The 13,512-nt window shown below is 59.7% G+C and carries 7 protein-coding genes; 6 read left to right on the top strand and 1 reads right to left on the bottom strand.

Features of this window, described 5'->3' with window-relative positions; genetic code table 11:
• From VGG64_25190 to VGG64_25170, 5 genes are all read left to right on the top strand, one after another.
• The coding region (locus VGG64_25190) for a hypothetical protein (protein HEY1602925.1) at positions 1-1,942 on the top strand (1,942 nt) is incomplete at its 5' end.
• Positions 1,943-1,989: 47 nt separating this feature from the next.
• Complete coding sequence (locus VGG64_25185) at positions 1,990-2,295, top strand: hypothetical protein (GenBank protein ID HEY1602924.1); 306 nt, start codon at positions 1,990-1,992, stop codon at positions 2,293-2,295.
• Positions 2,296-2,829: 534 nt separating this feature from the next.
• Entirely contained in the window at positions 2,830-3,102 is a 273-nt protein-coding gene (locus VGG64_25180) for a hypothetical protein (protein HEY1602923.1), read from the top strand.
• Positions 3,103-3,299: 197 nt separating this feature from the next.
• Positions 3,300-4,193, top strand: coding sequence for an alpha/beta hydrolase (locus VGG64_25175; GenBank protein HEY1602922.1), 894 nt, complete (start codon positions 3,300-3,302; stop codon positions 4,191-4,193).
• A gap of 271 nt (positions 4,194-4,464) precedes the next feature.
• Positions 4,465-5,472, top strand: coding sequence for a tetratricopeptide repeat protein (locus tag VGG64_25170; GenBank protein HEY1602921.1), 1,008 nt, complete (start codon positions 4,465-4,467; stop codon positions 5,470-5,472).
• 814 nt (positions 5,473-6,286) lie between these two features.
• Here the strand turns inward: VGG64_25170 and VGG64_25165 are convergent.
• Positions 6,287-6,781 (bottom strand): response regulator, encoded by a 495-nt coding sequence (locus VGG64_25165; GenBank protein HEY1602920.1) that lies wholly within the window; start codon positions 6,779-6,781, stop codon positions 6,287-6,289.
• Positions 6,782-7,130: 349 nt separating this feature from the next.
• Between VGG64_25165 and VGG64_25160 the strand changes: the two genes are divergently transcribed.
• A partial coding sequence (locus VGG64_25160) for a glucoamylase family protein (GenBank protein ID HEY1602919.1) occupies positions 7,131-13,512 on the top strand: 6,382 nt, incomplete at its 3' end.

Below are 13,512 nucleotides of genomic sequence, written 5' to 3'. Positions count from 1 at the left end.
CTATTTACCATCCATCGCGGTTGATGCCGCGGGCCCGTGGGCGCCCGTGGCCGCTGCTGGTGTGGTGCTGACGACGTTTTTTCTGGCGCTACCAGTGTACTGGTATGTGGTCGCCCGCTCGCCCGACGGCCGCGGCGCCGCCGGGGTGCTCGAAGACCTGATCCCCGGCTGGCGCGGCAAAGTGGCGGTGCTCACGCTATTGGGCTTCGCGGCTGCCGATTTTGTGATCACGCGCAGCCTTTCGGTAGCGGATGCTGCCGTGCATTTGATTCATAATCCACACGGCCAACGGTTGCTTAAGCAGCTACCTGACGGCTTACTAATCGACGACCATGTGCTATGGCCTCCCGTTGAGCACGTGTTGAGGGTGCTCGTCGAGCCGCAAGTGGCGATCACGCTCGGGCTGTCGATCGTGTCGTTCGTCGCCTGGCAGATACTCAAACGGGGCGTAACCCGGCGAATTCTACTGTTCACGGCGGCGGTGGTGGTTTGCTATTTGGCGCTGCAGACAGTTGTCATTGGCAGCGCCTTGTGGCACGTCGCTGAACACCCTGAGATATTACAGGCCTGGCTGGATGTGATTTTCGTTGCCAATACGCAGGCTGGCGACGTCACATCGCCAGTGGCCCATGCTTGGCCCTGGGTCTGGCTCAGCATTGCCTTGTGGTCGTTTCCGCAAATGGCGCTAGGGCTAAGCGGCTTCGAGATGATTCTGGCCGTGGTGCCGCAAGTGAGCGGGGGGAATGGTCACGATGCGCATTGCACCGCCGCCCGTGTGCGCAACACTCGAAAGCTGATGGTCGTCGCCGCCGCGATTATGGCCGTCTATCTGCTCAGCGCCGTTTTGGTCACAACGCTCTTCGTACCGAGAGCCGAGCTGGGGGCCGTCGGTGCCGCCGAGCATCGGGCGCTCGCTTACATGGCGCACGGCGGGTCATTAGTCGACGGGCAGCCGAGCGTCGTTCTGAATCCAATCTTCGGCCATTTGTTTGGCGACTTGTTTGATGTGACGACCGCTCTGATCCTGTGTCTGGCCGGCGCGAGCGTGACGCTGAGCTTGCAGAATATGCTGCCGCATTATTTGAACCGGCTGGGGATGGAAGTAAGTTGGGCCGGCAAGCTCGGCGTTATTCTGATCGTGTTGAACGCCATCGTCCTCTTAGTGACCGTTGTGTTCCAAGCCAGCCCTGCGTCGCAACAATGGGCCTACGCCACGAGCGTGCTGGCGTTACTTGCCGGGGCGGCCTTGTCCGCAGCCAAAGACCTGGGAAATCGTGCCCCGAAACGCCTCTTCCGAATGATTCCGTATGCGATCGCCGGTGGATTCTTCGTGGTCATGACTGGCTTGACAGTGCTGATCAACCACTCGGGGCTGACGATCGCCATGGCCTTTGTGGTTGCCATTCTGGTTACATCTATCGTCTCGAGGTGGATTCGCAGCACCGAGCTGCGGTTTGAGGGCTTCGATTTCGCAGACGATTCGGTGCGGCATAAATGGGATGAACTTTGTCGCTCGGGCCCGAAGGTGCTGGCGCCGCATCGTCCCGGGCTGATTTCTCTGGCGCAGAAGAGTCGCCAGCTGCAGCACGACTATCGGCTGGATCCCCGGACACCGCTGATTTTCGTCGAGGCTTTTCTGGGAGATCCCAGCAACTTTTATCAAAAGCCGTACATGCAGATCCACCGGGAAGACGGTTTGGACGTGATTCGGGTCTCGCGTTGCGTAAGCATTTCGCACGTGCTGGCGGCAATTTGCTTGGAGCTTTGCCGCGACGGAGGTGAACCGCCCGAGATCATATTCGGCTGGTCGAACGAATCCCCCTTGGCCGCCAATCTGAACTTCCTGATGCTTGGCGAAGGGAATATTCCCTGGATGGTGAAAGAGCTGATCCGCAAGGCCATGCCTGGCACGGCACGGCGACCGCGAATCTTGATTGGCTGACGACGTTGGCGGCGATGGAAAAAAACGATCATGCTCGAGATTATTTTATGGAAGCAAAGCAACCTAGCGGGTTAAACGCTCACCATGATTCAAAGCCGGACGACGTGCCCGTCTTTGGGTGCGTCGTCTACGTCTCTTTGGTCGATGGCGTAGGCGTGCGAGCCCGCGTCGCGAATCTCGCGGGATTGGAAAGCACGGCGGGCTCCGAGCGGGACGCGCTCAGAAAGATCGTGGCGGCGTTCAAGCAATGCGTCGCCGAACACTTGCGCGGCGGGACACCGATTCCCTGGATCGACCCACCCGTGGCGGCGGAATCGCACGAACAGCAACGTTTGATTCCGGTTCACCTGTAAGGCTGCTAGCGCGCGGTACGCGCATGCGTGACCGTATAGCCACGTCGGCGCCCAGCCAGATCTGGTAATCGTGCGTGGAGCAGTCGCGGGCGGCCGATGGGCAGGCTAGCTTCTCCCGGCCGACTTGGTCTGCGGCTTCTTGGTGTCTTTTTTGGGCTTCTTGTTTTTCTTGTCATTCTTCTGACTATTGTTGCCTTTTCCCATTTCTCGTTTCTCCTGTTGACGATCGCTAAATTGCCAGTGCCAAGAGCTTCCTAAACGTGACGGGCGTCAGACCTGCCGCACTCTTCACTGCGGCGCTGCACGCGGTGGAGATCATACCACACAATGACTTTGTAGAAATAGTGACCTGCGTCGTCAATCGCTAGACCTTCCCAGACGCACGCGGAAATTGTGTCTGGCCTGCGGTCGCGTTGCATTTGAGACGAGCATGATATAAATCGAGTATCGAGCGACAGTCACCGGCATATGAGGGCTCGTACCATAGTTGGCATCCGATACCCGAAACGCCGGTTCCAGTTTGGTCTGGGGACGATGCTCGCTGCCGTGACACTGGCGGCGCTGGTGGTCTACATGGTCGCGGCATATCGGTCGGTTAAGAATCGCGAACAGGCGCATCGCCGCTATCCCATTCGCGCCACGTACCGAAATCGCGATGACATGTCGCAGCCGCCCCTCGCCTGGCGAGTACTGGGAGCAGCGCCTCAAAGTGTAGTATCACTTGCCGAATCGGCAACAGAGGACGACGTGGCGCAGGTCACGCACCTGTTTCCTGAGGCCAACGTGCTGGTTTTGAAAGCAGAGTAGCTAGCCAGAAACGCGTCCACAGCGGGCCATTTGAATCGCTGCAGGGATGCGTTGTGCGGATTCCGGCCGAAGCAATGCCATGCGTGGCGTGATACGATGGTTGACGAAGGTCGGCGACCATCGTGGCTTCAGGTCGATACCGAACGAAACCCGTGAACAACGTCTCTTGTGCAATGCTGTCTTCGGTCGAGGTAACTTTGAACCGAATTTTGCGGCTGCTAACGGTTCCAATAATATGTGGACTGCCGCTGACAAGCGGCGCGGTTAGGGCCGACGAGCCAAAACCGGCCGTCGCGAAGACCAATCCCGATCCTACCGGAAAGGTTCCGACCACGATCTCGGGCACTTACGACGGGGGAAAGTTGGTCGAGCTGCGCGTGCAGGGTCGCATCGCCTACCTCGTCAAGCCGACGGGTGCCGTCGATCCGCAAAAGCGCTGGCTGTGGGAATTTCCGTTCTGGCTTGGAATCAATGACGGGTTTGGCAACTTAGCGCACCGGCACTACATCGAGAAGCTGCTGGCGGCCGGATTCCACGTGGCTGGCGTCGAGGTGGGAGCCTCCTGCGGCAGTCCCGCCGCTGCAGACGTTTGCCAGGATTTCTACAACCAGCTGGTCTCAGAGTATGGACTGAACAAGCGGGCTCGGTTGCTGGCACACAGTCACGGCGGTCTGATCGCCTATGGTTGGGCCTTTCGTCATCCGGAGTGCGTCAGCCGGATCGCAGGCATGTCGCCGGCGATCGACTTCCGCACGTATCCGACATTGCCGTACGTAATCACCGGGCCGACCAAGGGATTGGATTACCGCCTATCGCTCGAGGAACTCGATCGTCGCGCCACCGAGTTCAACCCGATCGATAATCTGGCACCCTTGGCCAAGGCTGGGGTCAAGATAATGCACCTTCACGGCGCTAACGACACTTTGGTGCCAACCGGCGCCAACGCGACCGAATTGGGCCGTCGCTACCATGATCTCGGCGGGGATGCAGAGATCGTACTGCTGCCAGGTTTGCCGGCAGCGAAGCGCGGTCATGACGGACCAGAACTGTACGATTCGGCCGCGCTGGTGAATTTCTTGCTGGCCGACTGATCGTCGAAGGCTGCGTGCCTTCCTCCCTGATCATTTCTCGCTAGGCGAGCCGCACGACATAATTGCCATCGGGCGCCGCCACTGTTTCCGGCAGTGCGATGTCAGTGCAAGCATTGCCTGCTCGCGTTGGCCGGCGGGTTTTAGCCGGTCATGCCGCCAAGTGCGATGACAATACCGCAAGCTGTGTTTCGATCTTAAGTTTGCGCGACTTACGGTACAATAAAACCATTACGGGGTTGAGGATCGTCCCCAGCATAAAGGTCAAAACATCATGTTGCCGCGCAATGGATTCGTAGGCGCCTTGATCACAGCCGCAGCTCTCCTCGCTGGGCCAACGACTGCCCAGGCACACGGTCACGGCTTTGGTTTTGTTCCTTTTGGTGTCGGCCTTGGGCTTGGACTCGGCGTCGGCTATGGCCTGGGGTACGGCTATGGATATCCGTATTACTACGGTCCCTATGGATATCCCTATCGCGGCGTCCCCTATCCGTACGCCTACGGTTCTCCTTACTATGGATATGGTGGATATCCATATGGCGTCCCCTATGCGGCGCCGGTTCCGCCCGCTTACCCTTACGGCTATAGCGCGGGTTATGCGAGCGCTCCTCCCGCTGTAACGCAGTCCGCGTTGGTGGCGCCGGCGGCTATGCCGACTGCCGCGACTCCTGCACCGCCGGCACCCGGCATTTCCACACGATCAGCAATTACTGCGGCACGGCTGCGTCCGGCGAGGGCAGATTTTGTCAAGCAGGGGGACGACGCCTTCAAGACGGGTGCCTACGCGGCGGCCGCTCAGGCATGGCAACATGCTTTGCTAGACGATCCGCACAATGGCACTTTGGCGCTAAAGGCTGGGCAGGCCCTGTTCGCTGCCGGCCAATATGAAAAGGCTGCCGACACCGTACAGCGAGGGTTCGCCTTACTGCCTGCGACGCGTTGGGGGAGCGTAGTTCGTGACCGAGCGCAGCTTTACGGCGCCAAGTCTCGCGAATATGGCAGCCAGCTGCAAGCACTGGAACGTGCCGTGCGCGATCAGCCCGGCAATGCCGACGAGCAACTCCTTCTCGCCTATCAATACGCGTACTCAAATCGGTCGACGGATGCCAGCAAGATTCTCGACGAGGTCTTGCGAGCGGCCCCTGGCTATACCGTAGCCCAGTCTTTGCGCGACACGTTGCAGCCAAGCTTTACGCCACCGGCGCCACAGCCGCCCGCCGCACCCACAACGGTGTCTCGCAAACCGACATTACGCGCGCCCGGCAAGTCGATCGACCTGTAAACTGCGGAGGCACGACCACAGCGGCGACTAGGCAGGGATCGTATTTCCACGCCGGGGCGGCATGGTGCTAGGTCGCGCCCGGGCGCGACGTATTTCCCCGAGCGGGTTCATTTTCGGGCAGGGCACCGCCCTGCGCCTTGGTCTCGAGCGCTGTCAGACCGTGTGCTAGCACGGCGCGAGCTACGGCAGCCGACTTTTCTCATCGGAGAATATGTGCGGATTAGGTCGATTTTAACGCCGCGCGCGACCGATGATTCGACTACGGCAAGTACACCAGACCAGCGGGTAGCTGCTGATATTGCGCATTCGACGTCCCTCTGCGGCGGGCGTGTACATACAAGCACACCGTCCGTTTCGCGTGGGACGTGATCGCATGATCGGAACTGTGTGAGACGAGACGGAGAATCCACCGCACATGAAAAGATTCAAATGGATCGCAGCGCTCTCGCTCTCTGTGGGCTTCGCCTCTGGTTGCAACTGCGGCCCGAGTTGTGGCGTGCCATGGTTCGATTCATTGCACGCCCTGGTCTTTCCATGCCACTTCGGACCGTATCCAGGGAACGGCATAGGTAATTGTGGTGACTACTGCGGCGGCACTGGGTGCAGTAATTGCGGTCGTGGTGGCAATAGCATGGCGGCGCCCATGAATGACATGAGTGCAAACGAACAGGCCGAGCCCACGGAGTGGGCGGAGCCAACGCCGCCACCGTCCGATCGCGGCCGAGCCAGATACACCGCCATGCGCGACCAGCGTGCATACGATGACGCTGACTCTTCAGACCGCTGAGATACACTCCTGCACGCTGCGCAATATTTATACGGGGCGCTGTTCTGCCGGTGCCGTGTGGCTGCGGGTCTGAAATCGAGAGTCACCTGATTGCTCGGTTGCGCTCATCAGCACGTCGTTCTGCTCGTCCAATTCACGCATGGGCGCAGCGCGCAGCTCCTCGGTGCAACGCGCCAAGGCGGCTTCGAGGTGGGCTTCGCTGATCGGCTTTACCAGGTAGACGAGCACATGCTTTTCCTCAGCACTGCGTACTAACTTCGGGTCGCAATAGCCGGACAGCAAGACAATGGGCAGCGGCCGTGACTTGTAGATCTCCAAGGCGGCATCCATTCCGTTAACATCCGCCATCATGTTATCGGTAATGACAACGTCCGGTTGCACCTGTTTGCACTGCGCGATCAGTGTTTCACCATTCTCAGCCGTAGCAACCACCGAGTGCCCTAGATGAGCAATCATCCGTTGTAGCAACTCGCGTGTGGAGCGATCGTCGTCCGCGATGGCGATGCGCAATGACTCAGGCATATAGAAACACCAAGAAGAATGAGGACGCCGGAAAATCAACGCCCAAACTACTTGCAGTGCAAATAAAGTGCCGTGCGCACAGTAGTAACCGCACGGAATGCGGCGAACGAGTGGTTCCCACAGATGCCGGAGCGGGCTGCTTGAAAAACAGCCAGAGTGGTTGAATCGACACCGTTATGGACGCACGCAGTGCGCCCCATTGCCATGCAGCTCGATTGACGTATCCTCAAGTCGCGCCAGGTGTTCGGAATTTTCCGTCGGTTGAGCGCAAGCAGTTTATGGCGTACGATAGAGTTGTTCACCGCCGCTCTGCGGTCGCCCAAATCTTCGACATGAGGAGTCTTACGGTTTGGAGGTACGGCATCGCGAGTTGGCTCATCGGCTCTTGAATCTTGCCAGTCGGTCGAAACCGATTCCGCTTGGCGGACCCGATGAAGAACCGTTGCGATCCGAGCTATTCAGCACGGATCAGCTGGAAAAGCACGCCAAATCGCTGGCCGCTTGGCACGAAGTCGATTTGCGTCCCGGGCCCGATCATCTGCTCGGTCGCCTGCACGAGAACGAGCAGATCCTGCAGCGCGGTTACAAGCTGGTCGTTTCGGCGATTGCCGCCAAGCGGCGTACATCGCCCGCCGACGAATGGTTGCTCGATAATTTCTATCTGATCGAAGAGCAAATCCGTACGGCGCGACGCCACCTGCCGAAGAATTACAGCACCGAGTTGCCCCGTTTGACCAAGGGACCTCTTACAGGTCTTCCGCGCGTTTACGATATCGCCCAGGAACTAATCTCGCACGTCGATGGTCGGGTTACCGCCGATAGTCTCACGTCGCTGGTTGCCGCTTACCAAACGATATCTCCGCTTGCACTGGGAGAGCTGTGGGCGATTCCCATCATGCTGCGGCTGGCGTTGATCGACAATCTTCGTCGCGTGGTCGCGCGCATGACGGCCGCCAGGCTGCACCGCGACGAGGCGAATGTGTGGGCCGATCGCATGATCAACGCGGCGGAGACGGACCCGCGCGGCTTGATTCTGGTGATCGCCGAGATGAGCGGGTCCAGCACCGCTATGGACAGCGAATTCGTGGCCGAGTTTGCCCGCCGGCTGCAAGAGCACAGCCATGTGATGGCGCTGCCATTGCTATGGTTGGAAGAACGCCTGGCCGAACGGCATGTCACGATCGAGCAGCTCATGCAGAGCGAGGGGCAACAGCAAGCGGCGGATCAAGTCTCGATCGGCAATAGCGTCACCAGCTTGCGATTCCTGGGTGCCATGGACTGGCATTCGTTCGTTGAATCGCTTAGCGTGGTCGAGCAGATTTTGCGCGGCTATCCGCCTGAGGAATTTGCCCATCCCGACGAAGCCGGTGTGCGCGAGTATCGCCGCATCTTGCAAGAAGAGGAAGGTTACTCGGACGTTTACGCCGAGATGGATTTTGCCACGCGTGATCGGTATCGGCATGTCATAGAACGCGTGGCCAAGAACGCGCGTCTGCCCGAATGGCAGGTCGCATTAGGCGCTGTACAGCTGGCGATGAAAGCTGCCAACTTGCGAGGCGTACGCGACAGGTCGGCGCATGTCGGTTACTTTTTGATCGATCGCGGCCTGCCTGAACTCGAGACGCTCGTCAATGCGCGGATCTCGATCGCGCGAAAAGTGCTGCGCTGGGGACGACGCCATGCGCTGCTGTTGTATCTAGGAACGACCGTCCTCCTTACCGTGGCAACTTTGGCGGCCGCGATTGTTCAAGACGTACACCATGATGCCGGCGCCGTGCTGATAGGGGCCACGGTTCTGCTGGTATTTCTCGGCGCCTCGCAGTTGGGCGTAGCGGTTGTCAATTGGCTCGCTACCTTGGTCGTCGTTCCGCGAACCCTGCCGAGGATGGACTTTTCCGCGGGGATCCCCGCGGAGAATCGCACGATCGTGGCGATTCCGACCATGCTCACCAGCGCCGACGGAGTGCGAGATCTGGTCGAGGCCCTCGAGGTTCGCTATCTGGCCAATCGGGACGACAGTTTACATTTCGCGTTGCTCAGCGACCTGCGCGATGCGCCGGCGGCCGTGAGCGCAGAAGATCAGCCGCTGTTGGACCTGGCCCGCGACGAAATCCAGGCATTGAACGAAAAGTATCAGGCCGACCGGAACAGCATCTTCTTCTTGTTTCATCGGCCGCGCCGCTGGAATGCGCAAGAGCGGGTTTGGATGGGACACGAACGCAAGCGTGGCAAGCTGGCAGACTTGAACGGATTTCTCCGCGGAGCAGACGGAAAGAACTTTTCTCTCATTGTCGGCGATACCACCGCCCTGACAGGCGTGAAATACGTCATTACGTTGGATTCCGACACTCAGCTACCCCGCGAAGCGGCGCGCCAATTGGTGGCCACCATGGCGCACCCTTTGAATCGGCCATGCTGCGGCAATAGCGGCGGGTCGGTCGTGGATGGGTACAGCATCCTGCAACCGCGGGTCTCGTTGAGTTTGCCCAGTGCGCGGCGATCTTGGCTAGTGCGCATTTTTGGCGGCCAGGCTGGGATCGATCCCTATACCGGCACCGTGTCCGATGTGTATCAGGACCTGTTTCAGGAAGGCTCGTTCGTCGGTAAGGGCATCTATGACGTGGATGCCTTCGAGCAGTTTCTGGGAGGCCGCCTTCCCGACAATTTGATCCTCAGTCATGATCTGATCGAGGGTTGCCACGCGCGTTCGGGGCTGGTCAGCGATATCGAGTTGTTCGAGACGTACCCGGCCAGGTACGCCGTTGACGTCAGCCGCCGGCACCGCTGGATCCGCGGTGACTGGCAAATTGCCGCTTGGGCTTTTCCCTGGGTGCCGCACCTGTCCCGCGGGACTGTCAAGAATCCACTATCCGCTCTTTCACGCTGGAAGATACTCGACAACTTGCGGCGCAGCCTGGTGCCGGCGGCGCTAACACTGCTGCTGGTCTTGTATTGGCTGACTCCGGTCGGCCCGGCGTCGTTTTGGACGCTGTTCGTCGTGGCGATTTTGTTGATTCCGATCCTGTTGAGGTTGTTTGTCGAGTTCGTCAAGCGGCCCGTCGAACTCTCCTGGCGTTTGCACATCCGCGACACGTTGCAATCACTCGGGCGGAGAGCAATCCAAGCGCTATGCGCGCTGACGTTTTTGCCGGACGAAGCTTACTACAGCACGGATGCGATTGTGCGCACCCTGGGTCGTTTGCTAATCACGAAGCGGAACCTGCTGCAGTGGCGCACTTCAAGCGATGCCGAGCAGACGGCCCGCACACATTTGGTGGGCACGATCCGAGCGATGTGGTTTGGGCCCATGCTGGCGCTATCCGTCATTGTCTACCTGGTGCGCTTTCGACCCGATGCCCTGTTGGCTTCGCTGCCGGTAGCGCTGTTATGGGTTTCGTCCCCGGCCATTGCCTGGTGGCTCAGCCGACTCTTGCCGAGCGATGTTGTTCAACTGAACGACAACGACCGCAAGTTTTTGGAAGACCTGGCGAGACAGACGTGGCACTTTTTCGAGACGTTCGTTACACGCGAGGAAAACTGGCTTCCCCCCGACAACTTTCAAGAATACCCCGCGGCGGTCATCGCCCATCGCACGTCTCCCACCAACATCGGCTTGGCGTTGCTGTCTAACCTGACGGCCCATGATTTCGGGTTTATCCCGGCGCAAGAGCTGGCAGAGCGAACCGGCAACACCCTGGCGACCATGCAACGCCTGGAGCGGTATCAGGGACATTTCTTCAATTGGTACGACACGCGCACCTTAGAGCCTCTTCCTCCGCGTTATGTTTCGACGGTCGACAGTGGCAATCTGGTCGGCCATCTGCTTACTCTGCGCGAGGGCTTGTTGCAGTTGGGCGACGAAGACATTCTTCCGCCTGCCGCTTTCCGGGGGCTCAGCAGTACGCTCAGGGTGTTGATCAAGGCTCTGCGGGGCGGCAACGCGGATAAAGAGAATTCGGAAAGCGCCAGCCGTAATCCTCTTCGCGCCGCGACTTATCTTGGAAAGCTGGAGAACGAACTAGCGCACATCCCGCCTGCGCTTTCCCGGCAGATCGAATTGCTCAAACGGTTCGCCGACGATACGACGTGGGCCGAGTTTACCAAGCACTCCGATCAACAAGTACGCGGGTGGAGCGAGGCACTTAAGCGCCAGGCTCAATCCTGGCTGGCAGAGGTGAATGCATTTTTGCCGTTGGCAACGCTGCCGCCGCCGCCAGAAATATGGCAGGCACACGGCCCGTCGGCGATAGCATCGCTAGCGCCTCTCAAAGCGGCGCTTGAGCCCGCAAATGGCAAGTTTAGTTTGCGAGGCGTTGCGGAGTTCTCACAGCAACTTTCTGGACTGATCGACGATGCGCTCGCGACGGCTGGGCCAGGCCGTGAATGGCTTGTGCAACTGCGGCAACGCGTCGACGACGTCAGTGCCCAGGCCAAGGACCGTCTCGCGCTACACGACAGGCTCGGCGAGACGTGCCTGGAATTGAGCGGCGCGCAATTCGACTTTCTGTACGACCCCTCGCGGCGATTGTTGGCGATTGGATACAACGTCGCGGAGCGACGACGCGACACCAGTTTCTACGATTTATTGGCCTCCGAAGCGCGGCTGGCCAGCTACGTCGCGATTGCCGAAGGACAACTTCCGCAGGAAAACTGGTTCGCTCTCGGCCGACTGCTGACGGGAGTCGATGGCGAGCCCACGCTGCTGTCGTGGAGCGGGTCGATGTTCGAGTACTTGATGCCATTGCTGGTGATGCCAAGTTTCGACGATACCCTGCTCGACCAAACGAACAAAGCCGCGGTGGCACGGCAAATTGCCTACGGCGAGAGTCACAAGGTCCCCTGGGGTATATCCGAATCGGGATATAACGCCACCGATGCCCAACTGAACTATCAATATCGTGCCTTTGGCGTTCCGGGCCTGGGCTTCAAGCGAGGGCTAGCCGACGATCTGGTGATTGCGCCGTATGCCGCGGCCATGGCATTGATGGTGGCTCCCCAGGCGGCGTGCTCCAATTTGCGGCGGATGGCCTTGATGGGAATCAACGGCAACTACGGCAACTACGAGGCGCTGGACTACACGTCGGCAAGGCTTGCTGGCGGCCAGCCGTTCGCCATCGTGCGCTCGTTCATGGCTCATCATCAGGGCATGAGTCTGTTGGCGTTTGCCTATGCCTTGCTCGATCGACCCATGCAAAGGCGATTCGAGGCCTATCCACCGTTTCAGGCCACCGAGTTGTTACTGCACGAGCGCATCCCCAAGGCGGCGCCGGTCTTCCCGCGGTCGGCCGAAGCCACCGAAGCGCCGCGGCCAGAAGTCGCCCGCGAAGTGCTGATGCGCGTGCTGTCTTCGCCTAGCACGCCCACGCCCGAAGTGCATTTGCTGTCGAACGGCCAGTATCATGTGATGATCACCAATGCCGGCAGCGGTTACAGTCGCTGGAAAGACATTGCCGTGACACGCTGGCGCGAAGACGTCTCACGAGATGATACGGGCACATTTTGCTATTTGCGCGATGTGACGTCCAATGAAGTGTGGTCGGCCGCGTTTCAGCCAACATTGAAGGCCTCGCCCGCTTACAAGGCCATTTTTCCACAGGCCCGTGCCGAGTTCCGCCGCCGCGATTTCGAGCTGGATACCTATACCGAGGTGACGGTATCCCCTGAAGATGACGTCGAACTGCGGCGGATCAATATTTCCAACCACTCCCGCCAACGGCGCACAATCGAGTTGACCAGCTACGCGGAAGTTGTGCTCGCCAGTCCGGCCTCGGACGCGACGCATCCGGCCTTCAGCAATCTGTTCGTACAAACCGAGATCATCCGCGATCGCGACGCTATCCTTTGCACCCGTCGTCCCCGATCGCATCAGGAGAAGCCGCCGTGGATGGTGCATTTGATGTCGGTACACGGCACGTCGGTTGGCGCGCCGTCGTTTGAGTCGGACAAGGCGAAGTTTATCGGCCGCGGCCGTAGTGTCGTCGATCCTCAGGCCATGGCGCGACCGGTTCCTCTCACGAACAGCGAGGGGCCGGTTCTCGACCCCATCGTGTCGATCCGCTGCACGGTAGCGATCGAGCCGGGCGAAACGGCGGTGGTCGACGTCGTGACCGGTGTCTCCGAGACGCGCGACGGAGCGTTGGGCCTGGCCGAGAAATATCATGATCGGCATCTGGCCGATCGTTTACTCGACTTGGCATGGACGCACGGGCAGGTCGTTTTGCAACAACTCAATGCGACCGAGGCTGACGCCCAGCTGTACGGCCGGCTCGCCAGCTCGATCATCTATGCCACGAATCTGCGCCGCGCCAGTGCCAGCGTGCTGGCGAGAAACACGCGCGGCCAGTCTGGGCTTTGGGGGCACGGTATTTCGGGTGACTTGCCGATTGTCCTGCTGCGAATCGCTGACCAGAACAAGATCGAAATCGTCCGGCAACTCATACGCGCCCACGCCTATTGGCGGTTCAAAGGCCTGTCGGTCGATCTGGTGATCTGGAACGAGGACCAGTCAGGTTATCGCCAGGTGCTACACGACGAGATCAACAACTCGATTGGCAACAGCACCGAGGCGCAATTGATCGACCGTCCCGGTGGTGTTTTTGTACGGCGCCCCGAACAGATGTCGGAGGACGACCGGGTGCTGCTACAGACGGCGGCGCGCGTCGTGCTTTCCGACGGTGCCGGCACTCTGGCCGAACAAGTCGAACGACGTGGCATGCGCGACACGGCGGTAC

The sequence above is a fragment of the Pirellulales bacterium genome (assembly GCA_036490175.1).
Taxonomy (GTDB): Bacteria; Planctomycetota; Planctomycetia; order Pirellulales; family JACPPG01; genus JACPPG01.
Note: the sequence above shows the minus strand (reverse complement) of the source record. Positions and strands in the feature narration are given on the sequence as shown.